24 protein-coding genes are annotated in these 24,614 nt (G+C 63.1%); 11 read left to right on the forward strand and 13 right to left on the reverse strand.

What is annotated here, in order from left to right:
• Positions 1-17 precede the first annotated feature (17 nt).
• Positions 18-257 (forward strand): cysteine-rich CWC family protein, encoded by a 240-nt coding sequence (locus G533_RS25380; RefSeq protein ID WP_084639022.1) that lies wholly within the window; start codon positions 18-20, stop codon positions 255-257.
• Positions 258-313: 56 nt separating this feature from the next.
• Here the strand turns inward: G533_RS25380 and G533_RS0114510 are convergent, their stop codons facing one another.
• The 5 genes from G533_RS0114510 to gpmI form a co-directional block, all read right to left on the reverse strand.
• Entirely contained in the window at positions 314-1,123 is an 810-nt protein-coding gene (locus G533_RS0114510; protein WP_205622631.1) for a DUF3667 domain-containing protein, read from the reverse strand.
• A 3-nt stretch (positions 1,124-1,126) separates the two neighbouring features.
• Complete coding sequence (locus G533_RS22170; RefSeq protein ID WP_205622632.1) at positions 1,127-1,960, reverse strand: divergent polysaccharide deacetylase family protein; 834 nt, start codon at positions 1,958-1,960, stop codon at positions 1,127-1,129.
• Positions 1,961-1,963: 3 nt separating this feature from the next.
• The gene (locus G533_RS22175; RefSeq protein ID WP_035528353.1) at positions 1,964-3,271 is read right to left on the reverse strand and encodes a S41 family peptidase; all 1,308 of its coding nucleotides are present in this window, start codon (positions 3,269-3,271) and stop codon (positions 1,964-1,966) included.
• Between the two features lie 86 nt (positions 3,272-3,357).
• Positions 3,358-4,518 (reverse strand): murein hydrolase activator EnvC family protein, encoded by a 1,161-nt coding sequence (locus G533_RS0114525; RefSeq protein ID WP_035528355.1) that lies wholly within the window; start codon positions 4,516-4,518, stop codon positions 3,358-3,360.
• A gap of 4 nt (positions 4,519-4,522) precedes the next feature.
• Positions 4,523-6,079: a 2,3-bisphosphoglycerate-independent phosphoglycerate mutase gene (gene gpmI / locus G533_RS0114530; protein ID WP_027950583.1), complete on the reverse strand. Its 1,557-nt coding sequence runs from the start codon at positions 6,077-6,079 to the stop codon at positions 4,523-4,525.
• 243 nt (positions 6,080-6,322) lie between these two features.
• Between gpmI and G533_RS0114535 the strand changes: the two genes are divergently transcribed.
• The 3 genes from G533_RS0114535 to secB are packed head-to-tail and all read left to right on the forward strand — an operon-like array spanning position 6,323 to position 7,564.
• Positions 6,323-6,736: a rhodanese-like domain-containing protein gene (locus G533_RS0114535; RefSeq protein ID WP_027950584.1), complete on the forward strand. Its 414-nt coding sequence runs from the start codon at positions 6,323-6,325 to the stop codon at positions 6,734-6,736.
• Positions 6,737-6,745: 9 nt separating this feature from the next.
• Positions 6,746-7,024, forward strand: a complete 279-nt coding sequence (gene grxC / locus G533_RS0114540; protein ID WP_027950585.1) for a glutaredoxin 3 — start codon at positions 6,746-6,748, stop codon at positions 7,022-7,024.
• 24 nt (positions 7,025-7,048) lie between these two features.
• Positions 7,049-7,564 (forward strand): protein-export chaperone SecB, encoded by a 516-nt coding sequence (gene secB, locus G533_RS0114545; protein ID WP_027950586.1) that lies wholly within the window; start codon positions 7,049-7,051, stop codon positions 7,562-7,564.
• A gap of 54 nt (positions 7,565-7,618) precedes the next feature.
• Here secB and trmL read toward each other — a convergent pair whose 3' ends face one another.
• From trmL to glnA, 5 genes are all read right to left on the reverse strand, one after another.
• Positions 7,619-8,083: a tRNA (uridine(34)/cytosine(34)/5-carboxymethylaminomethyluridine(34)-2'-O)-methyltransferase TrmL gene (gene trmL, locus G533_RS0114550; protein WP_027950587.1), complete on the reverse strand. Its 465-nt coding sequence runs from the start codon at positions 8,081-8,083 to the stop codon at positions 7,619-7,621.
• Between the two features lie 19 nt (positions 8,084-8,102).
• Positions 8,103-9,512 (reverse strand): nitrogen regulation protein NR(I), encoded by a 1,410-nt coding sequence (gene glnG, locus G533_RS0114555; protein WP_027950588.1) that lies wholly within the window; start codon positions 9,510-9,512, stop codon positions 8,103-8,105.
• On the reverse strand, positions 9,496-10,563 hold the full coding sequence (gene glnL, locus G533_RS0114560) for a nitrogen regulation protein NR(II) (RefSeq protein WP_027950589.1): 1,068 nt from the start codon (positions 10,561-10,563) through the stop codon (positions 9,496-9,498). The genes glnG and glnL overlap by 17 nt, the downstream gene beginning before the upstream one ends.
• A gap of 255 nt (positions 10,564-10,818) precedes the next feature.
• Positions 10,819-11,358 carry a DUF4124 domain-containing protein gene (locus G533_RS22180; protein ID WP_051230403.1) on the reverse strand — a complete coding sequence of 180 codons (540 nt, stop codon included), beginning with the start codon at positions 11,356-11,358 and terminating at the stop codon, positions 10,819-10,821.
• Between the two features lie 134 nt (positions 11,359-11,492).
• The gene (gene glnA / locus G533_RS0114570; protein WP_027950590.1) at positions 11,493-12,899 is read right to left on the reverse strand and encodes a glutamate--ammonia ligase; all 1,407 of its coding nucleotides are present in this window, start codon (positions 12,897-12,899) and stop codon (positions 11,493-11,495) included.
• A 413-nt stretch (positions 12,900-13,312) separates the two neighbouring features.
• On the opposite strand from glnA, the gene typA reads away from it, so the two are divergent.
• A complete protein-coding gene (gene typA / locus G533_RS0114575; RefSeq protein ID WP_027950591.1) occupies positions 13,313-15,124 on the forward strand; it encodes a translational GTPase TypA in 1,812 nt (603 codons plus the stop codon).
• 15 nt (positions 15,125-15,139) lie between these two features.
• On the forward strand, positions 15,140-15,586 hold the full coding sequence (gene dtd / locus G533_RS0114580; protein WP_027950592.1) for a D-aminoacyl-tRNA deacylase: 447 nt from the start codon (positions 15,140-15,142) through the stop codon (positions 15,584-15,586).
• Here the strand turns inward: dtd and G533_RS22185 are convergent.
• Entirely contained in the window at positions 15,540-16,025 is a 486-nt protein-coding gene (locus G533_RS22185; protein WP_051230406.1) for a GNAT family N-acetyltransferase, read from the reverse strand. The genes dtd and G533_RS22185 overlap by 47 nt on opposite strands.
• A gap of 2 nt (positions 16,026-16,027) precedes the next feature.
• Complete coding sequence (locus tag G533_RS0114590; protein ID WP_338035407.1) at positions 16,028-16,597, reverse strand: FKBP-type peptidyl-prolyl cis-trans isomerase; 570 nt, start codon at positions 16,595-16,597, stop codon at positions 16,028-16,030.
• Positions 16,598-16,698: 101 nt separating this feature from the next.
• Here G533_RS0114590 and G533_RS0114595 point away from each other — a divergent pair, with 101 nt between their 5' ends.
• From G533_RS0114595 to G533_RS0114615, 5 genes are all read left to right on the forward strand, one after another.
• Positions 16,699-17,538, forward strand: coding sequence for a cyclic nucleotide-binding domain-containing protein (locus G533_RS0114595; protein WP_240472451.1), 840 nt, complete (start codon positions 16,699-16,701; stop codon positions 17,536-17,538).
• Between the two features lie 75 nt (positions 17,539-17,613).
• Positions 17,614-19,866 carry a DNA topoisomerase IV subunit A gene (gene parC / locus G533_RS0114600; protein WP_027950595.1) on the forward strand — a complete coding sequence of 751 codons (2,253 nt, stop codon included), beginning with the start codon at positions 17,614-17,616 and terminating at the stop codon, positions 19,864-19,866.
• Positions 19,867-19,869: 3 nt separating this feature from the next.
• Entirely contained in the window at positions 19,870-20,532 is a 663-nt protein-coding gene (locus G533_RS0114605; protein ID WP_027950596.1) for a TetR/AcrR family transcriptional regulator, read from the forward strand.
• Positions 20,533-20,652: 120 nt separating this feature from the next.
• Positions 20,653-22,386: an N-acyl-D-amino-acid deacylase family protein gene (locus G533_RS0114610; protein WP_027950597.1), complete on the forward strand. Its 1,734-nt coding sequence runs from the start codon at positions 20,653-20,655 to the stop codon at positions 22,384-22,386.
• 127 nt (positions 22,387-22,513) lie between these two features.
• Positions 22,514-23,245 carry an SDR family NAD(P)-dependent oxidoreductase gene (locus G533_RS0114615; protein WP_027950598.1) on the forward strand — a complete coding sequence of 244 codons (732 nt, stop codon included), beginning with the start codon at positions 22,514-22,516 and terminating at the stop codon, positions 23,243-23,245.
• Between the two features lie 13 nt (positions 23,246-23,258).
• On the opposite strand, the gene G533_RS0114620 is transcribed toward G533_RS0114615, so the two are convergent.
• The gene (locus G533_RS0114620; protein ID WP_027950599.1) at positions 23,259-24,506 is read right to left on the reverse strand and encodes a hypothetical protein; all 1,248 of its coding nucleotides are present in this window, start codon (positions 24,504-24,506) and stop codon (positions 23,259-23,261) included.
• Positions 24,507-24,614: the final 108 nt, after the last annotated feature.

A 24,614-nucleotide genomic window follows, 5' to 3' on the forward strand; every position in this document is an offset into this window, starting at 1 on the left:
ATAGGTAAGGGCATGAAATGACGACGGAAAATAAGGCGGCGGGCAGTGGCGATGAAACGCTATGTCCACTTTGCGGTGAAACCAATGCCTGCGGAGTCCGTAGCGCTCAGGCTTGCTGGTGTGCGAGCGCGACCATTCCGGCAGACTTGACTGCCCTGGTGCCGGATGCGGCAAAGCAAAAAGCCTGCATTTGCCAGGCATGCGTGCGTCTTTACAGCCAGAACCCCACAGTGTTCAAGGCTCGCCGCAGGCAGTAGGGTCATGTACTTGCTGCGGTTGCGAGAGTGCGCTCTCACGAATCCGCACTGTCCTGTTACGCTGAAAATACGCTGAGGAGCGCCACGCCCACAAAGGCTGCCAGCAGCAACAGGGTATAGAGTGCAGTCGTGATCGAGAATTTCAGCAGCGTCCTGCCCCAGCGCTGCTGGTAGAAATGCTTCTGGCTGAGCAGGAGGTAGGTTGGAATCCAGCACAGAATCAGTGTGCCCAGCCATGACAGGCCAGTGCCCAGCCAGGGTATCGCCAGCAGCTTCTCCAGCGCCGTTGTTGCCAGATAAAACACCAGCATCTGCAAAATGAAGCTGTGGCTGTGCAGCGCCAGGATCAGGTGTTCGGTGTAGTAACGCCCCGATCGCAGGTAAAGCAGCTTCAACAGCAAAGCGAAGGTGGGCAACAGAATAAACATAACCTGTGGTGCCAGGCGAAAGAAACGGTTGATTGCCAGTTGCGGGTTTTCCAGCAGGCTTTGCAGTTGGGCATTCGCCGCCAGTTCCGGTGCAACCTGTGCGCGCTCTATTGTCACAATGTCTGGCGGTGTGAGCTGAGTAAACGTCAGGAAAGCAAGAATCGAGGTAAACAGATACAGTCGGAGTGGTGGTACATAAGGCACCCGATGGCCGGAAACGTAGCGTCGGCTCAGGTAACCGGGTCGAAACCAGAGGGGGAGCAGTGTGCGCCAGACTCGCGTATCCCAGTTGCTGAACTCACCGAAAAACTCAGTGATTACACCGCTGAGATTGCGAATATAGCTCTTTTTTTCCTGGCCACACTGATGACAGAAGTCCCCATGAAGGGTGGCCTGGCAGTTGTCGCAATAGCGCGGCTCTGGAATCGTCATATGCATAGTTTAGTGCCCGGCCCCCGCCAACACCTCTGACACCGTCGCCAGGTGTATGCCCTGTGACTCCAGCCCGGGCAGCACCGCCTGCAAGAAGGCGATGGTCTCCGGGTAGGGGTGCCCAATCGCCACTGCTATGCCACGCCGTCGGGCCTGCTCTACCGCATCCAGGAAGCGCTCGGCGATGGCCTCGGGCTGGGCGACGTTGTCGAGAAACACCTGCCGTGAAAGGTGCGGCAGGCCGGCTTCGGCTGCGGCGGCGGCGGCCACGGTGGCGCTGTGGGTGCGTGAATCCACGAAATAGAGCTGGCGCTCGGTGAGCTCTGTCATCAACCAGCGCATGGGTTCCGCCTGTTGGGTCAGGCCGCTGCCCATGTGGTTGTTTACCCCCTGCGCATGGGGCACGCTCGCCAGCGCCATGCCCAGCGTGTTGCGGAACTCCAATTCAGACAGTTCCGCTGTGAGGGCACCCGGGCCCAGCGCGCGCTGATCCAGTGTACTCATGGGGGCATGCAGCATGACGTCTTTGCCCGCCCGATAGGCTTCCTCCGCCAGTCGTGCCCCGTGGGGTGTATGCGGCAGCACCGCTACGCTGATGCGCCCGGGCAGCGCCACAGTCTGGCGCCCTTCCTTGAGGCGATTGCCCAGGTCGTCGATGATGATAACCAGCGTGGCCGGGTTGCCCGCCGGCAACACAAAGGCAGGTGGTGGCCCGGCAAGCGGGGCGGTGTAGGGCGCGCCAACCAGCCCGCTTGTTTCGGGTACGGCCTGCGGTGTTTCCAGCGGGCGCATACCCCAGGCTGCGAGGGGTAACAGCAGCGCCAGCAGCAGGCCCTGCCGCATGCTTCAGCCGTCGCCAGCGGCGCTCGCGGGCGCGCTGCGCAGGCCGAGGATGTTGACACCCTTGAGCAATGTGAGAGCTTCGTAAAGCTGGTTGTCGGTACCCAGCAAGCCTTCCGACTGGCGCTGGCTGCGGCGCGTTTCACCGTTGACGTTATCCAGCCGGCGTGTGAGGTCGGCCTCGGTAATCTGGTTGGAGGTGTCGTAAGCGGTAACTTGGGCGCGCTCCACGATAATGTCCGGCTCAATGCCCGCCGCCTGGATAGAGCGCCCATTGGGGGTGAAGTAGAGTGCGGTGGTCAACTTGACGGCACGCGACTCCGAGATGGGCATCACGGTTTGTACCGAACCCTTGCCGAAGCTGTCGGTGCCCATGATCACGGCGCGTTTCTGGTCCTGCAGCGCGCCGGCGACAATCTCGGATGCGCTCGCCGAGCCACCGTTGATCAGCACCACCAGCGGCGCACCATTACTGACGTCACCGGCATCGGCGGAGTAACGCATTTCGGAGTTCGCCAGTCGGCCTTCGGTGTAGACCACCAGCCCGCCATCCATAAACAACCCGGCCACATCCACGCTCGCACCCAGTACGCCACCGGGGTTGTTGCGCAGGTCCAGCACCAGGCCCTTGAGCGACGACTTGGCCATGAGCCGCTCCAGCGCAGCGCCGACATCATCGCCGGTGCCGGTCTGGAACTGGGCCACGCGAATGTAGCCGTAACCGGGCTCCAGGAAACGCTCGCGCACGCTTGCGACCTTGATGGTGTCGCGCTTCAGCGTGACGTCGAAGGGCTGGCTGGCGCCAGGGCGTCCAATCTGCAGCTCGATGGGGCTGCCCTTGGGGCCACGCATCAGCTCAATGGCTTCATTCAAGGAAAGCCCTTTAACCTGTTTGCCATCCAGTTTGAGAATCAGGTCGCCGCTCATCAGCCCGGCTTCGGCGGCGGGGGAGCCGTCGATGGGGGCGACGATTTTCACGTAGCCATCTTCCATACCGACTTCAATGCCCAGCCCGCTGAACTCGCCACTGGTGTTGCTTTGCAGGTCTTCAAACGCGTCTTCAGTCAGGTACGCGGAATGCGGGTCCAGGTTCATCAGCATGCCCTGAATGGCGTATTCCAGCAGCGTGCTGTCGTCGATTTCCTCCACGTAGCCAATGCGGATCTGGTTGAACACGTCGGCGAAGGTACGCAGTTCGTCCAATGGCAGTTCGGCATTCTGCTGTGTGTGCTGTGCCAGCGCTGCGGGCGCTCCCAGAAAGCAGGCCAGAAGCGCGTTGCGCAGCGCCACCAGGGGAGAAAACTGTGAGTGCATGGGTTACCGCCGTCGGCGTTGCGCCGTTGCCAGATGAAAGTGTGCAGTGTAACCGATTCCGGCTGAAACCGCGCAAGCGCGGGGCTTTAGCGGCACCAGGCAACCGGATCGAGGGGCTTGCCATCCTTGCGGATTTCGAAATACAGGGCCGCCCGTTCCAGGCCGCCGCTGCTGCCCACGGTGCTCACCGGTGTACCCGGTGCCACCCACTCCCCCACCTCTTTCAGCAGGCTCTGGTTGTGGGCGTAGAGGCTCATGTAGCCATCGCCGTGGTCGACGATCAGCAGCAGCCCGGAGCCGCGCAACCAGTCGGCGAACACGACGCGGCCATGGTGAATGGCACGCACCGTGCTGCCTTCGTCAGCGGTCAGGTTGATGCCCTGCCAGCGCATGCCGCCCAGGCCCCGGCTGGCGCCAAAACTGTTGTTGCGACGCGCATCCACGGGCCATGTCATGCTGCCCTTGCGGCTGGCGAAGGGCTTGTAGTCCGCCGGCAGCTCGATTTCCACGATGGCCTGCTTGATGGATTCCAGCAGTTGCTCCAGCTCCTCGCGGTCCCGCTCAAGCTGCTGTAGCTCATCGTCTTTGTTACGGATATTGGTGGCGAGCGCGGCAATGGCCTGTTCGCGCTCTGCGCGCGAGGCCAGCTGCGCCTCCTGCTGGCTTTGCAGCTCTGCCTGTTGCTCGCCCAGTTGCCGGGCCGCCGCTTCGCTGCGTGCCGCCACGGCAGCCAGCTCGGCAAGTGTGGCACGGTAAGTGACGACGAGTTCGTTGCGCGCCTGGAAAAAGTAGCGATAGTAGGCCATGGCCCGTGCCACGGTATGGGGGCTTTCCTGGTTCAGCAGTACTTTCAGCGTGCCCTGCTGGCCCATTTGCCAGGCGGCACGCAGTTCCGTGCCAATGCGCACCTGTTGGCTGTCGCGAGCCGCTTCCAGCTCGGCGCTGCGGCTGGCCAGCGAGGCCAGTTCGGCCTCGGTGTTGCGGATGGCCTCGCGGTTGTTGCCGATGGCCTGCTGTAACTCGCCCAGGCGCCGTTCCGCTTCACGCAGCTGTTTCTGTTCAGTGCTGAGCTGGTTGCGGGCGCGGTCTAACTGGTTCGTGACTGACTTTATCTGGGCCTGCAGCTCGGCGAGGCTGGCGCGCGCGGCGTCCTCTTCGCCTTCCGCCCAGACGGAGATCCCCAGCGGCGGGCTGAGCAGGCCCGCGGCCAATATCAGGCCTGCACAGTGCCGGCGCAGGCGCAGCATGGCCCTACGCCTTGCAGTCGGCCAGGCTGTGCCCGGTCATTTCTGCCGGTTGCGCAAGGTCCATGAGGCTCAGCAGGGTGGGAGCGATGTCCGCCAGGATGCCGCCGGCCGCGTCCAGTTCACAGGGCCGCTCGCCGATGTACACCAGGGGTACATGCTCAGTGGTGTGCTGGGTATGCAATTGGCCGGACTCGTAGTCGAGCATCTGCTCGCAGTTACCGTGATCGGCGGTCACCAGGGCTTGCCCTCCCGCCTCCAGCAAAGCGGCCTCCACCCGCCCCAGGCAGGTGTCCAGCGCTTCCACGGCCTTGACCGCCGCGGCAAATATGCCGGTGTGGCCCACCATGTCACCGTTGGCGTAGTTGCAGACGATGAAGTCGTAGCGGCCACTGTGGATAGCCTCCACCAGTTTGTCGGTCACTTCGGGCGCACTCATCTCGGGCTTGAGGTCGTAGGTGGCAACGTCTGGCGAAGGCACCATGATGCGTTCTTCGCCCGGGAATGTATCTTCCCGTCCGCCACTGAAAAAGAACGTGACGTGGGCGTATTTTTCGGTCTCGGCTATGCGCAGCTGGGTTTTGCCCTGCTGGGCCAGGTAGGCGCCGAGCACGTTGTCGAGGTGCTCGGGCGGAAACGCGCAGGGTGCGTCGATATCCGCGGCGTACTCGGTGGTCGTGACGAAGCCGGCGAGCTGCGGCACGTGGCCCCGCTCGAAACCGTCAAAGGCGGGGTCGGTGAAAGCGCGGGTGAGTTGGCGCGCACGGTCGGAGCGGAAGTTCATGAACAGTACGCAGTCGCCATCGCGAATCGCGGCACTGTCGTCGCCTTCTGTTGCCACGGCGGTGGGCAACACGAATTCGTCGTTCTCGTCCCGGCCATAGGCCGCCGCCAGGCCAGCCTGCGCGTTGGGCGCGCGGTGTGCGGCACTGCCAGTGGTAAGGAGTTGCCACGCCTGCTCAATGCGCTCCCAGCGGTTGTCGCGATCCATTGCATAGTAGCGCCCGACGATACTCGCCACGCGGCCACAGCCCAGCTCGTCAAGCAGCGCCTCGGCCCGAGCCAGCGACGCCTCGGCGCTGCGCGGCGGGGTATCCCGCCCGTCGAGGAAGGCGTGCAGATAAACCCGGCTGGCGCCTCGCGCGGCGGCGAGGCGCACGGCGGCGAGAATCTGGTCTTCGTGGCTGTGCACACCGCCGGGCGAAAGCAGCCCCAATACATGCACCGCGCCGCCACGGGTAACCGCGGCGTCGATGGCACTGGTGTAGGCCGGGTTGCGGTCGAAACTGCCGTCGGCAATGGCCTGGTCGATGCGGGTGATATTCTGGTAGATCACCCGGCCCGAGCCCAGGCTCATGTGGCCCACCTCGGAATTGCCCATCTGGCCCGCCGGCAGACCGACGTCCAGCCCCGAGCCCGAGACCAGCGTGTGCGGAGCATCGCGCCAGAGCCGGTCCCAGACTGGCGTGTTGGCCTGCACGATGGCGTTGTCGCGGGCCTCTTCGCGGTGGCCCCAGCCGTCGAGAATGATCAGTACGGTAGGTGTCTTGCGGGCGTTGCTCATGCTCAATCCGTGCTCCGGTGGACGCGTGTGGCCGGGGCTGGCCATTCTACCCTGTCGACGGGGGAATCGCATCGCCCCCGGCGACCCGACCCGCGCCAGGGGGCTTTCAGGGGTGGCTGGTTGCCGCCGGGCATAGCCTGTATACTTGCTGCCTTTTCTGCAGCCCGCCCGCCGGTGTTTGGTGCAACTCGCGCACGGGCCGGCGTTCGAACGTAATCTCACAGGTGAGCACGCGACACGGTTATGGCCCTGTTTATTGAATTCTTTATGCAGCAGTGGGTGCTTTTTGCCGCACTGCTGGCGGTTGTCGTCATGCTGGTGATGCACGAGGCGCGCAAGTCCGGCCCCGCACTCACCCCGCAGCAGGCCATCACGCTGGTGAACGCGGAAGAGGGCATCTTTGTCGACCTGCGCGATGCCGCGGACTTCAAGAGCGGGCACATTGTCGATGCGCTGAACATACCAGCGGCCAAGCTGCCGGCGCGCATGGACGAGCTGGGCAAGTACCGGCAGCGCCCTGTGATCCTGGTATGCAAGATGGGCCAGACTGCGGCTTCCGCGGGCAAGCAGCTCAAGGCCGCCGGGTATGAGAAGGTCTACAAGATGGGCGGCGGCATGCTGGAGTGGAGCAACCTGCAGCTGCCCACGGTCAAATAGGCACCCGCCATGACTGCGCTGGTGACGCTTTACACGACTCGCTTCTGCCCCTACTGCGTGCGTGCGCGCAGTCTGCTGACGGGCAAGGGCGTGGAATTTCTCGACATCCCGGTGGATGGCGACCGCGCCAAACGCGCCGAGATGGAGCGCCTGAGTGGGCGCCACACGGTACCGCAAGTTTGGGTCGGCGACGTACACGTCGGCGGCTGCGACGAGCTGGTGGCGCTGGAGCGCCAGGGCCGTCTCGATTCACTATTGGCCCAGGCGCAACCCGCTCCCGGCCGTTAACACAACCCGATGGAGGACGGCTCAATGGCCGATGAACAAGCACCCGCAGCAGGCGCCGCAGATGAAGCGGTACAACAGCAGTTTGTGTTGCAGCGTATTTACAACAAGGATCTGTCCTTTGAATCACCGGCCAGCCCCGGCGTGTTTCGCAAGCAGTGGCAGCCGAAGGTCAATGTCGACCTCAACACCAAGAGCGATGCCATCGACGAAAATGGCAACTATGAAGTGGTGTTGACGATTACGGTCACGGCCAAAATGGAAGAGGAAACCGCGTTTCTGGTGGAAATCCAGCAGGCGGGTATTTTCCTGATCAAGGGTTTTGACGGCGAGAACCTGCGCCGGGTGTTGGCGACCGCTGCGCCGAATATCCTGTTCCCTTACGCCCGCGAAAACATCGATTCGCTGTGTGTGAAGGGCGGCTTTCCCCCGGTCATGCTCGCTCCGGTGAACTTCGACGGCCTGTATATGCAGGCGCTGGCGCGCTCACAGGAGCAGGGTGAGGCACCGGCTGCAGGGACCGCGAGCGCCACGGAACACTAAGCAGTACGCCGGCCACGCCCTGGCGGGTGTGGCCGACCATCCCCCTCGCACCGCCTATGCCAGCCCGGGAAATCCCAGCTGGCGCAAGCCCTCGTAGCACAGAATGGCCGCCGCATTGCTCAGGTTGAGGCTGCGGCTGTCTGCGCGCATGGGTATGCGCAACACCTGTTCTGCTGGCAGCGATGCCAGCAGCGTCTGCGGCAACCCCCGGGTTTCAGGCCCCAACAGAATGGCATCGCCGGCGCGGAATTGTGCCTGGTGGTACGGTGTGGTGCCTCGCGTGCTCACCGCCAGCAGGCGCGATTGCGGCAGGCTGCTGCGCAGGGCGTCCAGGGTGGGGTGCACGCAGACGTTGGTGAACTCGCGGTAATCCAGGCCTGCGCGCCGTAGCCGGCGATCATCCAACTCGAAGCCCAGTGGCTCAATCAGGTGCAGTTGACAGCCCGTGTTGGCGCATAAACGAATGATGTTGCCGGTATTCGGTGGAATTTCCGGTTCGTACAGGACGATATTCAGCATGCGCGCAGTATGCCGTCCCTCAGTCGCTCATATCCAGATCTTTCATTTTGCGGGTGAGGGTGTTGCGGCCCCAGCCCAGCAGTTCAGCCGCATCGCGTTTGCGGCCCTGGGTCTGCGCCAGCGCCACTTCAATCATCGCCCGCTCGAACATCGGTACCGCCTGGCGCAGGATGTGGTGCTTGCCCTGCTGCAGTTCCTTGCGCGCCCATTGCCCGAGCTGCTCGTTCCACTGCGACGAGGTGCCACCGGCGACGGGTGTGGCGACTTTGCCCAGCTCCGGCGGCAGGTCGCGCAGGTGAATCTCGCGTCCTGACGCCATCACGGTCAGCCAGCGACAGGTGTTCTCCAGTTGGCGCACGTTGCCGGGCCAGGCGAGTGCGATGAGGAAACGCTCGGTGTCGGGCAGCAGAATTTTCGGCTCCCCGCCGAGCTCTTCTGCGGCCTTGCGGAAGAAGAATTTCATCAGTCGCGGTATGTCTTCCCGGCGCTCCGCCAGCCGCGGAATGTGGATGCGGATAACGTTCAGACGGTGGAACAGGTCCTCACGGAAGTCACCGCGCTGCACGCGCTCCTCAAGGTCCTGGTGGGTGGCGGCGATAATACGCACGTCCACCTTCACCGAGGTATGTCCGCCCACCCGGTAGAACTCGCCATCGGCCAGCACCCGCAGCAGGCGGGTCTGGGTCTCCGCCGGCATATCGCCAATTTCATCGAGGAACAGGGTGCCGCCATTGGCCTGCTCGAAGCGCCCTTCCCGCTTGCTGTTGGCGCCGGTGAAGGCACCCTTTTCATGGCCGAACAGCTCGGACTCCATCAGGTCCCGGGGAATGGCCGCCATGTTCAGGGCGATGAACGGACGCTGGGCCCTGGGGCTGTGGCGGTGCAGCGCGCGCGCGACCAGTTCCTTGCCGGTGCCGGATTCGCCGTTGATCAGCACGGTAATATTGCTTTGCGCCAGGCGCCCGATGGCCCGAAACACCTCCTGCATAGCCGGTGCCTCGCCGATGATTTCGGTTTCCGGCAGCGCCTCGGGCAGCGACATTTCGCCGCGTTTTTCCCGCGCCTGGGCGAGCGCGCGCTCGGTAATGGCCACCACCTCGTCAATATCAAAAGGCTTGGGCAGGTATTCGAAAGCGCCGCGCTGGTAAGAGGCAACGGCGCTTTCCAGGTCCGAGTGGGCGGTGGTGATGATGACCGGTAGCTCCGGGTGCTCGTCGTTGATGCGTGTCAGCAGGTCGAGGCCGTCGATGCCGGGCATGCGGATGTCGCTGATGATGACGTCCGGCCGCTCCGAAAGCATGCGTTCGATGAGTTGGTCGCCATCGGAAAAGCTCTCGTTGTCGATGCCGGCCTGGCTGAGCGCGCGTTCCAGCACCCAGCGAATAGAGCTGTCGTCATCCACGACCCAGACTTTAGCGTGTCTCTGCATGGCTCTGTTCCATTGGTAAATAGAGGGTAAAACGTGTGTTGCCCGGCTCGCTGGCACATTCCAGCAGGCCGCCGTGGCGGTTGACGATGGACTGGGCGATGGAGAGCCCCAGTCCGGTGCCATCGGGCCTGCCTGTCACCATGGGCACAAAAATCGCCTGCTGTATTTCGGCGGGAATGCCCGGCCCGTTGTCGATAATATCCACACGGCAGACCAGGCGGTGGCGGTGACCGCCGATAGTGAACTGGCGCTGCGACCGTGTGCGCAGGAGAATCGTGCACGCCTCCGGTGAAGCCGCCGCCTGCAAGGCATTGCGCATGATATTCAGCACCGCCTGAATGAGCTGCGCGCGGTCGACCGGCAGCGGTGGCAGGCTGGGATCGTAGTCGCGGTTGATGGTCACCGCGTTGTTCACCTCGGCTGCAATCAGGTTGCGCACATGCTCGATGATTTCGTGAATATTGACCGGCTCGATGGCCAGCCGCTGATTGGGGCCGAGCAGCCGATCGACCAGGTCGCGCAGGCGATCCGCTTCGCGGATGATGATACGTGTGTATTCGGCCAGCTCCTCGTTGGGCAGCTCCTTGGCCAGCAACTGGGCGGCACCGCGCACCCCGCCCAGCGGATTTTTGATTTCGTGCGCCAGGCCGCGAATCACCGCGCGGGTGGTTTCCTGCGCGTGCAACATGCTCTCTTCGCGGCTGATGCGCTGCAGCCGGTCGACCGGGATCAGCTCCAGCACGAGGCTGTCAGCCTGCTCCCCCTGGATGGCGGTGACAATCAGGTCGATCTGTACTTCCTGGCCGCTGTGTGTGGTCAGCAACATACCGCGGCGTGCGAGGGTCGCACGGGTGCTGCGCGCGTGCTTCAGGGTTTCCAGCAGCTCTTCAGCCTGCAGGACCAGGAGGCTGGCATGTGCGCCCATGACCCGCGTGGCCGAAGCCTCCAGCAGCACTTCGGCAGCGGAGTTGATGGCCGTCAGGCGCAGCTGCGCATCCAGGGCGATGACGCCGGTGCTGATGTGGTCCAGAATGTCGGGTTTCTGCTGCATGCCTGCCCCATGATTGACCGCCTGAGCGCGGTACGCCTGTTGGCAAAGCAAGAATGACGCCAACTTGCCTCAAGGGCTTACTTCACCCATGTGTGCGCAGTAAAATTGATGTTTCAGGGTAAGTATGCGCTCACTTCATGCGTGCTGAACGCGTGTGGCCGCGAATCTCGGCAGGGCACCGTGTCCTTCATTCTGCGCGCACGAATGAATTGCACCATTATAGTGCACGGAGGGGCGGCGTTGTCCAGCCTGAGGCTAGTTGCGGTTCTGGATGTTGTAGGGGCGCATCACCTGTACGTAGATCGAAGCGGAGCGCGCCAGTTCGGTGCCGTCGGCACCCAGACGCACCACGCTCAGCTCGTGGCCACCGCGCAGCACGTTGGTCAGGGCCCAGCGACCGCTGGCCTGGGGCTCGCCCGCGGGCGTACCATCGATCTGCAGTTGCAGCGCCTCGCCGGCGCCGAGTGGTGGTGTCGTCGTGGCTTCCACGGCGAAGTCGCCCTGCTGCCCCATGGGGATGACGGCCTGGTCCGCAGGCGAGGTGATGGTGACGTCCCGTTCAGCGGTCACCGCTGCCGCGCTGCTGCGTGCCGGCGCCGGCGGCGTGCTGCGCATCTCGGGGGCCGGCTGTGTGTTCAGGCGCTGTAATTTCACCTCTTCCCGGTTGGTGCCTTCCGCGGGGGGCTTGTCGGTGTAGACAACATTGCCCTGGGCATCGGTGGATTTGTAGATGGGCTGGCTGGCCTGCACGGTGGTTGAGAGCAGCAGTGACAATAACAGGAGGAAACGAATCATCGGCGGTGGGCCTCGCAAGCGACAACGTGAAACAACCTTAGCAGAAATTTCCCGGGCGCCCTACGCCTGATGCGCCAGCAGCAGCGCAAAAAAAAGGCCCGCACATGGCGGGCCTTGCAACAGCATTCCGTGCTTTACACGGAGTAGTACATGTCGAACTCGACCGGGTGCGTGGTCATGTTCAGGCGCTCGATGTCCGACGCCTTGAGGTCGATGTAGCCATCGATCATGTCGTCGGTAAACACGCCGCCGGCGGTCAGGAAGCTGCGGTCCTCATCGAGTGACTTCAGGGCCTCGCTGAGGCTGGAGCACACGGTGGGGATGGCCTTGCCTTCTTCGGGCGGCAGGTCGTAGAGATCCTTGTCGGCGGCATCGCCGGGGTGGATCTTGTTCTGGATGCCGTCCAGGCCGGCCATCAGCAGGGCTGCAAACGCCAGGTAGGGGTTGGCTGCCGGGTCGGGGAAACGGACTTCCACGCGCTTGCCCTTGGGGCTGGCAACGTAGGGGATACGAATTGATGCAGAGCGGTTGCGGGCCGAGTAGGCCAGCATCACAGGCGCTTCAAAGCCAGGCACGAGGCGCTTGTAGGAGTTGGTCGCCGGGTTGGTGAAAGCGTTCAGCGCCTTGGCGTGCTTGATTACGCCGCCAATGTAGTACAGCGCAGTTTCCGACAGGCCGGAGTAGCCGTCACCAGCAAAGGTGTTCACGCCGTCCTTGGAGATGGACATGTGCACGTGCATGCCGGAACCGTTGTCGCCCACAAGCGGCTTGGGCATGAAGGTCGCCGTTTTACCGTAGGCGTGTGCCACGTTGTGTACACAATACTTAAGGATCTGGACTTCGTCCGCCTTTTTTACCAGCGTGTTGAACTTGACGCCGATCTCGCACTGGCCGGCAGTGCCTACTTCGTGGTGGTGCACTTCAATGCCCAGTCCCATTTGCTCCATCGCGGTGCACATGGCTGCGCGGATGTCGTGCAACGAGTCGACTGGAGGTACGGGGAAGTAGCCGCCTTTTACGCGCGGGCGGTGACCGGTGTTGCCGTCTTCCTGATGCAGGTTGGATGACCAGGCTGCCTCGGATGAGCTGATGGCGTAGCCGGCGCCGGAAATATCCGCGTGCCACTTGATGTCGTCGAAAACGAAGAACTCGGGCTCGGGGCCGAAGAATGCGGTGTCACCGATGCCGGTAGTCTTCAGGTATTCCTGGGCGCGGTGGGCGACTGAGCGCGGGTCGCGCTCGTAGCCCTGCATGGTGCTGGGCTCGACGATGTCGCAGCGCAGGATAACGGTGGTGTCGTCGGTGAACGGGTCGAGAACGGCAGTGCTGTCGTCCGGCATCAGGATCATGTCGGATTCGTTGATGCCTTTCCAGCCGGCGATGGAGGAGCCATCGAACATCTGGCCGTCTTCAAAGAAATCATCGTCCACGGCGGTTGCGGGCAGGGTGACGTGCTGTTCCTTGCCTTTGGTGTCCGTGAAGCGCAGGTCAACCCATTTTGCTTCGCTATTCTTGATCAGGTTCAGAGTGTGCTCTGACATTGGATTTCCTCCATGGGGTGTAAAGTCGTGCCACAGTGTTCGGCGCAGTGCGTGTTCCTGGTGCGGCGGTTGCTTGCGAGCGCCCCGTCAGCGGCCAGCGAATCTTGGCAGGATTCCTTAGAGCAAAACCCATGCCAGAATTCTGAGGGGCCTAAGCCCCTGTTTTGCCGCAGTTTATCATTGCCGGCCTGGCGGTGCGCTATACCTATGCGCTATTTTGATGCACTAGTGCATTATTTTGGTGCGCTGCGTGTTGAGCCCAATCCGGCTGCGGGTGTCCGGTGCTGGTGCCCAGCACGGTATCGCCGCTGAATACCGCATTATCACCGGAAACGGATTCTGCGCTCGCTGTGGTGCTGAGGTATAATCCGCCGCCTTTTTTGCTGCCGTGTGACCGGTTTGAGGAATTCCCCTTGATTGAGAAGCTTCGCAACATCGCCATTATCGCCCACGTTGACCACGGCAAAACCACGCTCGTGGACTGCCTGCTGAATCAGTCGGGAACGCTTGATCGCCGCTCTGAAGGGGCCGAGCGCATCATGGACTCCAACGACCAGGAGCGGGAGCGCGGCATCACCATTCTGGCCAAGAACACGGCCATTCGCTGGAACGACTACCGCATCAACATCGTGGACACGCCCGGACACGCCGATTTTGGCGGCGAAGTCGAGCGCGTACTCTCCATGGTGGATTCCGTGCTGTTGCTGGTGGATGCGGTAGACGGCCCCATGCCACAAACCCGCTTTGTGACCTCCAAGGCCTTCGAGCAGGGCCTGAACCCGATTGTTGTCATCAACAAGGTGGACCGCCCCGGCGCGCGTCCTGACTGGGTGGTAGACCAGGTTTTCGACCTGTTTGACCGCCTCGGCGCCACCGACGAGCAGCTCGACTTCCCCATTGTGTTCGCCTCTGCCATTCAGGGCATCGCCGGCCTCGACCACGAGGCCATGGCGGAAGACATGCAGCCGCTGTTCGAGACCATTATCGAGAAGGTGCCCACCCCCGCGGTTGATCGCGAGGGGCCGCTGCAGCTGCAGATCAGCGCACTGGACTACAACAGCTATGTCGGCGTTATCGGCGTTGGCCGCGTAACCCGCGGCACCCTGAAGCCGAACACCCAGGTGACTGTCATCGACCGCGAAGGCAAAACCCGCAACGGTCGCGTGCTGCAGGTAATGGGCTACATGGGGCTTGAACGCGTCGAAGTGCAGTCCGTCGCGGCCGGCGACATTGTCTGTGTGACCGGTATCGAGGGGTTGAATATTTCCGACACGCTGTGCGACCCCGCCACCGTGGAGGCGCTGCCGCCGCTGACCGTGGACGAGCCCACCGTGAGCATGACGTTCCAGGTCAACGATTCACCCTTCGCCGGCCGCGAAGGCAAGTTCGTCACGACCCGCAACATCAAGGAGCGCCTGGAACGCGAACTCATCCACAACGTGGCGCTGCGGGTTGAGCCGGGCGATTCGCCGGACAAGTTCAAGGTGTCCGGGCGCGGCGAACTGCACCTCTCGGTGCTGATCGAAAGCATGCGTCGCGAGGGCTTCGAGCTGGGTGTTTCGCGCCCCGAGGTGATTCAGAAAGAAATCGATGGCGTGATGCAGGAGCCTTACGAGCAGCTGGTGATCGACTGTGAGGAACAGCACCAGGGTGCCATCATGGAAGAACTGGGCCTGCGCCGCGCCTCACTGGAAAACATGACGCCGGACGGCAAGGGCCGGATACGCCTGGAGTTCATTATCCCTGCGCGCGGCCTGATCGGTTTCCGCGGCCTGTTCCTGACCCTCACCTCTGGCAGCGGCATTCTGACCCACGTGTTTGACCACTACGGTGCGGTGAAGAACCAGGAGATCGCCAAGCGCAGCAACGGCGTGCTGGTGTCCATGGTGAAAGGCAAGACACTGGCCTACTCCCTGTTCAACCTGCAGGACCGCGGGCGCCTGTATATCGGCCCCAACGTGGAAGTGTATGAAGGGCAGATCATCGGTCTGCACAGTCGTGGCAACGACCTCACCGTGAACCCGATCAAGGGCAAGCAGTTGACCAACGTGCGTGCATCCGGAACGGATGAGGCGCTGACGCTGACCCCGCATGTGCGCCACAGCCTGGAGCAGGCCCTGGAATTCATCGAGGACGACGAGCTGGTTGAAGTCACCCCAGAGAGCATTCGCCTGCGCAAGAAACTGCTGCTGGAACACGAGCGGCGTCGTGCCGGCCGTGCCTGAGGCGCGGTCAGCGGCATGAAGGCCCTGCTGCAGCGTGTCACCACGGCCAGAGTGACCGTGGGTGAGCGCTGTGTCGGGGCAATCGGCAGCGGTTTACTGGTGTTTCTCGGGCTGGAGCAGGGCGATCAGCGTGAGACGGGGGTGCGCCTGCTGCAGCGGATACTCGACTACCGGATTTTCGCCGATGCGGACGGGCGCATGAACCGCAGCGTGACGGACGTGGGTGGAGAGGTGCTGCTGGTTTCCCAGTTTACCCTCGCTGCGGATACCGGCAAGGGCCTGCGTCCGGGCTTCTCCACCGCCATGGCGCCGGCCGAGGCCGAGGCGTTCTACGCGTGGATGCTGGCCGAGTTGCGTGCGCGTCATGCCGGCGTGGCTGCCGGTGAGTTTGGTGCCAATATGCAGGTGAGTCTGGTCAATGATGGCCCGGTGACGTTCCTGCTGGAATCTGGCCCGGCTTGAACTGCATGTGCATGTGGAAGATGCCGTCCTCCAGATACGGTTCGCCCGCGGCCACAAACCCCAGGCTGGCATAAAAGCTGCGCAGGTAGGCCTGGGCGCCGATGGCAATGCCCGCGTCCGGCCATTGGGCCAGGTTGAAATCGATGCCTCGCTGCACCAGCTCGCGGCCCAGGCCCGTGCCGCGGGCACTGGCAGGCACGGCAATTCTCCCCAGCGAACTCTCGGGGTAACTCAGACCCGGCGGCAAGCAGCGCTGATAGGCGAGCACCTGCTCGCCACTCACACAGCGCATATGCCAGCTGCCGGCATCGAGGCCGTCGAGGTCGCGGTACACGCAGGCCTGCTCGACCACGAAAATGTCCTGGCGCAGCTGCAGCACCGCGTAGAGCTCAGCCGCCGTCAGCGCCTCGAACCGGCTGTTGTGCCAGTGCCCGTTCACGCTCAGTGGTGATGCCCGCCGACGCCGTGCGCATGGCCGTGTGAGCGCTCCTCGGCGCTGGCTTCGCGCACATCGACGATCTCGATTTCAAAGCGCAGTGATTGCCCGGCAAGCGGGTGATTGGTGTCGATCTCCGCGCTGTGGCGGCCCACCTTGAGCACGGTGACGGGGTGGCGCCCGTCGCTGGTGTTGAGCTGCACGGTCATCCCCGGCCGCAGTTTGCCGTGGTACACCAGATGCTTTACTGGCACCTTCTGCTCGCGGCCCTCCCTGCGCTCGCCGTAGGCGTCTGTGGGTGCCAGCTCGATGTCTGTCTGCGCGCCGGCCTCCAACCCCTCCAGCGCGGCTTCCAGTGCCGGCAGAATGTTGTTGGCGCCGTGCAGGTAGGCGCTGGGGTCGCCGCCTCGGGAGGATTCCAGTTCTTCGCCGGCAGTGTTCTGCAGCGAATAATGAAAGGTCACAACGGTGTCTTGGCTGATTTTCACTGTGGTACGATCCGCGAGAGTAAAGGCGGCGATGTTAGCATGCCCGGCAGCCCGGGTGGCATTGTCCCCGGCGACAAATCGCTGCATTGGCGATTCTCCGGTGCCTGAATAGTTGGTAGTATGCGGGGGCTGTGCGGCGCCGGCAGACAGGGCAGGCCTGTGTGGCTGCCGAAGGCGGGCCCACGGCCTTGCGAAGACTGACGAAGAGCACGGTGATGCTGGCAAACGCTGAACTTTCTCCCGACTTTACCCACCTCAACCAGCAGTTCAAGGAACTGGTATCGGCGCTGATCGAAAGTGTCGACATCCAGCCCGTGCAGGTACAGGTGGAGGCGGTGCGCAACGGCTCGTTCCGCGGCTTCGATGCTACCCGGTTCTATCTCGTCGAGAGCGGTTCACTCACCGCCCGCTACCTCGGCCGCACGGTCTACCTGCTCGACGAGGGCGACCTCCTGCTGCCGGATATTGCTGGCACCAGCAACGCCAATATGGCGGTGGTTTACGGCAGTGAGGCCGGTGCCAGCCTCTACGCGTTTCCAGGCCTGGAGCTCATGCAAAAAGTGTTCAGTAACACGGCGGCCACCAAGGTGTGGACCCGCCTGTTGGTCACTTATGCTGGCCTCATGCTGCGTATCACGGCGGCCAATACCCCCGAATCAGGGCTGGCGACGCCTGGTTTCGAGGAATTCCAGCCGGGTGACGTGATCATTCAGCAGGGTGAGCGCGCCGACTACGTGTTCAACCTCTCTGCCGGCAGCGCCGACGTGCTCGTGGACGACGTGGTAGTGGGCCGCATCAATGAAGGGGAAATTTTCGGTGCCATGGCGGCGCTCACCCAGTCCGACCGCAGTGCCACGGTGCGCGCGCGCACCCGTTGCTCCGTCGTGAAAGTGCGCAAGGAGCAGTTCACCGACCTCATTGCCAACAACCCGGCCACCATTCACAGCCTGCTGGTGGATATGGCCAATTCGATCGTCAATCTCAACGAGCAACTGGTTGCCACACGCAACGTCCCGCACGAACGCTGAGCTCCGGCCGCCGGAGCCGCACCCATGTGCGGCGGCAGCTGTTACTCCTGAGATCATGGAAACAGGCTTTTTTGCATGTCCGACATAGTGGAAATTGACAACGATGGTATCGAGCAGGTCTCGATGCATCAGTACACGGAAAAAGCGTACCTGGACTACTCCATGTACGTCATCCTCGACCGCGCGCTGCCGCACATCGGCGACGGGCTGAAACCGGTTCAGCGGCGCATTGTCTATGCCATGAGCGAGCTGGGCCTGAAGGCCACGGCGAAGTTCAAGAAATCCGCGCGCACCGTGGGCGACGTGATCGGCAAGTTTCACCCGCACGGTGACAGCGCCGCCTACGAGGCGATGGTGCTCATGGCGCAGGACTTCAGCTACCGCTACCCCCTGGTGGATGGCCAGGGGAACTGGGGTTCGCCGGACGATCCCAAGTCCTTCGCTGCCATGCGTTACACGGAGTCGCGGCTGACTGCCTACGCTGAGGTGCTGTTGGGGGAGCTGGGCCAGGGCACGGTGGACTGGGTGCCGAACTTCGACGGCACAATGGATGAGCCCTCCGTGTTGCCGGCGCAGGTGCCCAATGTGCTGCTCAACGGCACCACCGGCATCGCGGTGGGTATGGCAACCGATATCCCGCCGCACAATCTGCGCGAGGTGGTGAGCGCCGCCGTGCACCTGCTGGAATCCCCGCGGGCCACGCTGGAGGAACTCTGCGAGTTTGTGCAGGCGCCTGATTTCCCCACGGAAGCCGAGATCATCACCCCTCGGGAAGACATTCGTGCCCTGTACGCCACAGGGCGCGGCGGCCTGCGCATGCGCGCTGTGTGGGAGCGCGAAGGCAGCGACATCATTGTGCGTGCCCTGCCCTACCAGGTATCGGGTTCCCGCGTGCTGGAGCAGATTGCGGCGCAGATGCAGGCGCGCAAGCTGCCTATGGTGGCCGACCTGCGCGATGAGTCGGACCACGAAAACCCGACGCGGTTGGTGATAGTGCCGCGCTCCAACAGGGTGGACGGTGAAGCGCTGATGAGTCACCTGTTCGCCACCACCGACCTGGAGAAAACCTACCGGGTTAACCTCAACATGATCGGCACTGACGGCCGCCCCGCAGTGAAGTCACTGGACCGCATTCTGCGCGAGTGGCTGGCCTTCCGCACGGCAACGGTCCGCCGGCGTCTGGAATACCGGCTGGAGCGCGTGCTCAAGCGCCTGCATATTCTGGAAGGCTACCTGATCGCCTACCTGAATATCGACGAAGTGATTCACATCATCCGCACCGAGGACAAGCCCAAGGTCGCATTGATGGCACGGTTTGGCCTCAGTGATCCCCAGGCCGAATCGATCCTCGAGTTGAAGCTGCGCAACCTGGCGAAGCTGGAGGAAATGAAAATCCGCGGTGAGCAGGACGAGCTGGCCGCCGAGCGTGACTCACTGCAGCTCATTCTGGGCAGCGAGGCCCGCCTGAAAACCCTGATTCGCAAAGAGCTGCAGGCGGCCGCAGAGCAGTACGGCGATGAGCGCCGCTCGCCGCTCAAGAGCCGCGACGAGGCACGTGCGTTCAGCGAGCTGGAACTGATGAGCGCCGACCCGATTACGGTGGTGCTGTCGGAAAAAGGCTGGATCCGTGCCGCCAAGGGCCACGAGGTGGAGTCGGCAAGCCTGAGCTACAAATCCGGCGACGCCTTCAAGCTCGACGCCCGCGGGCGCAGCAACCAGCCCACGGTGATACTCGACTCCACCGGCCGCGCCTACACGCTGGCTTCGCACAACCTGCCCTCGGCGCGCGGCCAGGGCGAACCCGTGACCGGCCGTATCAACCCGCCTTCCGGGGCCACTTTTGAAGGCCTGTTGCTGGCGGATGAGCAGCAGCGCTTCCTGCTGGCCAGCGATGCCGGCTACGGTTTTGTCGCCGTGTATTCCGATCTGCAAACCAAGAACCGTGCGGGCAAGGGTGTGTTGTCCCTGCCCAAGGGGGGGCGCGTACTGCAGCCTTCGCCGGTACCGGCGGAGAACGCGGGCGCCTGGGTCGCCGCATTGTCCAATGAAGGGCGCCTGCTGGTGTTCCCGCTGGCGGACCTGCCCCAGCTGGCGCGCGGCAAGGGCAACAAGATCCTGGGTATTCCCTCGGCACGCGTGCAGGCACGGGAAGAGTTCCTGGTGACCGTGCAGGTCATCAATGAAGCCCAGTCGCTGGTGATTCAGGCAGGCAAGCGCCACCTGACCCTCAAGTTCACCGAGCTGGAACATTACCGCGGTGAGCGCGGCCGGCGCGGCAACAAGCTGCCGCGCGGGTTCCAGAAGGTGGATGGGATGCGGGTGGAGTAGCCCGTGCCTGTGCAGCGTCCGGTGCCAACCCCTCGACGTCGCGGTCGCCCCGCGAAGATCAGCCGCGAGAAAGTCATCGAGGCGGTGCTGTTGCTGCTGGAGGACGCTGCGCCCGATGAAGTGAGCATGGCGGACGTCGCGGCGCAGCTCAAGGTGCCGGTCATGTCGCTGTACAACCACTACCCGAACACCAGCGAGCTGCTGCAATCGGTAGCCGACCACACCTTCGGGCTGTTTCGCATGCCTGCCCTGCGCAGTGGCGCCCCCTGGCAGGATGAGTTGCTGGCCTGGCTGCGGGCGCTGGCCCGCCACTGCCAGCGCTACCCCGTCGCACTGCGCATGATTTCCATCGAAGGCCGGGCCACTCCGGCCTACCAGCGTATCGTGACACCGCTGCTGCACGTGCTGGAGTCATTGCAGCTCGACGAGCAGCGCGCGGCCCTGTTGTTGGCCTGGGTGACCAGCCAGGCTATGGGGCTTATCTACATCGAGGACTTTGCCGAACCTGCGCGCCGGCTGGCGCCGCCCGGGCTGTCAGCGGACCAGGCCGATGCGGGCTGGCTCGCTGGCGTGGGCGCCGCACTGCCCGACATCCGGCGTGAAGCGGTGCTCGAGCTGGGCTTCCGTTCGATCATAGCGGTGTTGGAGGAAGAAGCCGGAAAATAATTATGGAAAGTATTATTAAAAATAACTAGACTGTTTGTCAGCGCGGTCGACTTTGCCTCGACAGCTCAGCGTCCGCGACCCTCCTGATTCGATAAATAAAGTAAAGAGGCGGTGACAACAATGAGCAAGACACTGATTCGCAATGGTACTGTGGTAGACGGCACGGGGGCTGCGGGGTTCGCAGCGGACGTACGCGTGCACGACGGGGTAATCGCAGAAGTGGCACCGGGCCTGACGCCCGCCGCCGATGAGACGGTTGTGGACGCCACCGGTTGCATTGTTTCCCCCGGATTTATTGAAAGCCACACTCACTTTGACGGCGCCATGTGGTGGGACGAAGAACTCGACCCCCTCCCCGGCTACGGTGTCACATCGCTGATTATGGGTAACTGTGGTTTTTCCGTCGCTCCGGTGTCCGATGACGAGGCCGCCCGGCGCGAGGTTGTCGGTATCTTCTCTTTCTTTGAAGACATCCCTGAACAGCCGTTTCTCAAATCACTGCCCTGGGACTGGCGCAGCTGGCCCGAGTATCGCGATTCCATGGTGCGCAACGTGAAGCTGCCAGCCAACTACGCGGCATTCTGCGGTCACATCGCCCTGCGTCTTGCTGTAATGGGTCTCGAGGCCTGGGACCGTGCGGCAACGCCGGCCGAAGTGGAGCAGATGTGTGCGTTGCTGGATGAGGCGTTGGCGGCCGGCGCACTGGGCATGTCCACCAACCTTTTCGACCATGACGGCCAGGACCGCCCCGTGCCCTCACTGAAGGCGGACGACCACGAATTGCAGTCATTGATGGCGGTGATCAGCCGGCACCCCGGAAGCACCTTGCAGGTGATCGTCGATACCTTCCGCAACATGACCGCGCCGGACACCATGCGCCGCATCGCCAAGCTCTCCGAAGGCATGCCGCTGCGCGTGCAGTGGGCGGGTTTGCCCACGCTGGTCTTCCAGCGCGACATGATGGGTATCCAGGCGCCGCTGGTGGAGCTGCATGAGCAGTTCAAGCGTGAGGGGCGCGACTTCTGGACGGGCTATGCCCACATCGCGGTGACATCAACCATGAGCGTGCAGAGCTCCCTGATCTTCGCACAGTCCAACGACTACGTGTGGCACGAGGTGGTCACCGCCGAGGGCGATGCCGCCAAGGAAGCTGTGCTGCGTGACCCCGACTGGCGCGCGCGAGCCCGCGAATCCTGGGACACCAAGGCGTTCGAGTTTTCGCCCTTCCCGGAAGGTCGCGCTGCGCACCTGTTGCTCATGAACTCGGACAATGGGGTGGGTCCCACGCACCTCACCCTGGGTGAATACCAGGAGCAGATTGGCGCCCCGCACCCCTCTGACGCGATGGCGGAATGGCTGCTGGCCAATGGCCTCCAATCCACCGTTACCATGCCCCCGTTCGAGTGCGATCGCGACATGGTGTTGAGCCTGATGCGCGACCCCTACTCAGTCGGCAATATCAGCGACGCCGGTGCACACGGTCAGATGCTCTGCGGTGGGGGTGAGAACGTCAAGCTGTTCACCGATTTCGTGCGTTCGGGTGACCTGACGGTGGAAGAAGCGGTCTACATCCAGACCGGCAAGCTCGCCAACCACTTCGGTTTCCATGATCGCGGTGTACTGCAGGCTGGCAAGCGCGCCGACCTCACGGTTTTCAACCTCGATGAGGTGCAGGAACGCGAAATGAAGCGGGTATACGACGTGCCTGACGGCAAAGGCGGCTTCACCTGGCGCTGGAGCCGCGATGCGGCGCCGATGCGCATGACCATGGTCAACGGTGAAGTCACGTTCGACGGACAACAGAGCACGCCGGCCCGGCCCGGCGAAATGCTGGCGCCCAGCGTCGCCGCGTAATCTCCCGCGGGCGGCGGGTGCGCGCAGTCTGCCCCCGCCATTTTTCGTTCGCCATCACCTGAACGGGGGGTCACAGCGGCCCCTCGTCCCGCTATTCTGAGATATCAGCTTCCGGAGAGCACAGCCAATGCAACGATTTAGCGGCAAGACCGTCATCATCACCGGCGCCGCCCAGGGGATGGGCGCCAATCACGTACGCCGTTTTGTGGCTGAAGGCGCCAACGTTCTGCTTACCGACGTGCAGGATGACGCCGGTGCGGCACTGGCTGCCGAATTAGGCCCACAGGCATCCTTTGTGCACCAGGATGTGTCCAGCGAGGCCGACTGGGATGCCGTAGTCGCCGCAGCGACTGAGCAGTTTGGCCGCATTGATGTGCTGGTGAATAATGCTGCCCTGTATTTCTCCTGCCCGGTGGACGAGGTGGAGCCAGAGCGGGTGCGCAGGCTTCTCGACGTGAATGTTTTCGGCAGCTGGTTGGGGATCAGCAAGGTGGCAGTGGTGATGAAGGCGCAGGGCACGGGCGGTGCCATCGTCAACCTGTCATCCCTGGCCGGCATCCGCGGCATTCCCACGCTAGCCATTTACGGTGCCTCCAAGGCCGCGATACGGGGCCTCACCCAGGCCGCCGCCCATGACCTGGGGCCAGCCGGCATTCGGGTCAATGCGGTGCTGCCAGGCGCCGTGGCGGATACGGGGATGTTTTCGGGTGGCACACCGGAGCAGATGCAGGCGATTCCGCTGCAGCGTCCCGCGAGCCTGGACGAGATATCCACGCTGGTGCTGTTTCTGGCATCGGACGACGCCAGCTACATCACGGGTGCGGATCACACTATCGACGGTGGGCGCAGCCTCTGGTGAGGGGCGAGCCGGGTTAGAGTGGGTTGCCCAGGCGCTTGAGCGTCAGCCGCAGCTGCCGCTCAAGCAGGTCGTCGTAAGGGTTCAGAAATTCTTCCAGAATGGCATAGTCGCTGAGTTCGCTGGGGCGTTGCTCCAGCCGGCTGCTGACGTCGATGTCCTCACACGCGCCAGGTGAGAGCATGACCTGCGGTGGCTTGCTGGCGCACAGGGTCTGCAGCTCGTCGAGGGTAGACTGGATATACAGCCCCGGGTAAATGTCGGTCTCATCACCTCGCCCCAGTTCGCTCTGGCCGACCGCCATGGCCATCCCCAGCGACAGGCTCATTTTCTTCTCCACGGCCTTGCTGACGTTGCGCACCAGCCACGCGCAGCAGGCCGCCCTGAAGGTCGCGCTGCCGCCGTTGCTGCTGCCGCTGAAAAAAACCGCCAAACCGAATTGCCGCACGACCTGCAAGTGGCCGCCATAAAAACCCGCGGCGGCATAGACAATCTGGTGCAGGCGGTCGGTGTAGCGGTGCAGGGACGCCTCGTCCAGCGTATCGATGTAGTCAGCCAGGCTGATCAGGTGCAGGTAGAGCACGGCGGTGTCGCGATAGTTGGCGGGGTTTGACCCCGTGCCGGTGCGTGCTCGCAGCAGGTCCATGGGCAGGGCGTTGATGTGGTGCTGCAATTGCAGCAGTTCGTTGGCGGGCAGTGCTGTTTTGCTGTTTTCCTCCAGTGCAATACTCCGTGCCTGCCGTTGCAGGCGACTGGCAAGCAAGGCCAGCGCCGCCTTGCGGGTGAACGCATAGACAATGAGACTGAGCACAATGGAGAGCCCGAACAGGCTCAGCAGAAAGCGTATACGGGCGGTTTCCGCCACCGCCGTGCTCAGCGTGATGACCACTTCTCCGGCCACATCGGGGCCGATCAGGACGGGCGCTCGATAGTCCGCGAGGAATTCGCCGTCGATCTCCCCGGCCTCACCGAGTGCCCGCCCTTCCACATCAAAAATGGCAACCTTGCCGGCGGAGGAGGACTCGACAAACCGATGCAGCGAGGCGGCCACATTGAGCAGGTCGCCGGTTTCCAACGCAACGCCGATCCGTCGGGAAATTTGCTGCGCCAGCGCATCGCCGAATTCCGCCTGCTGTACTTTCTGCATGTGGCGGCTGGAGGTGGCCGCCAGGGCAACCAGCGCCAGGCTGATGAGCAGGCAACCCAGCCCGGCGATCAGTGCCAATTGATGGCTGAGGCTTGCGTCGCGGAATCGATTGCTCACGCGCTGTGGCTTCCCTGTCGGTAAAGTGGCGAGTATAAACCAAGCCTGCGGTTGCTGCGCGCAGCGGTTTCGCCGCACACGGTGCAGGGTTAGAATACTGCGCTCTGC

Source organism: Haliea salexigens DSM 19537, from assembly GCF_000423125.1.
Classification (GTDB): Bacteria; Pseudomonadota; Gammaproteobacteria; order Pseudomonadales; family Halieaceae; genus Haliea; species Haliea salexigens.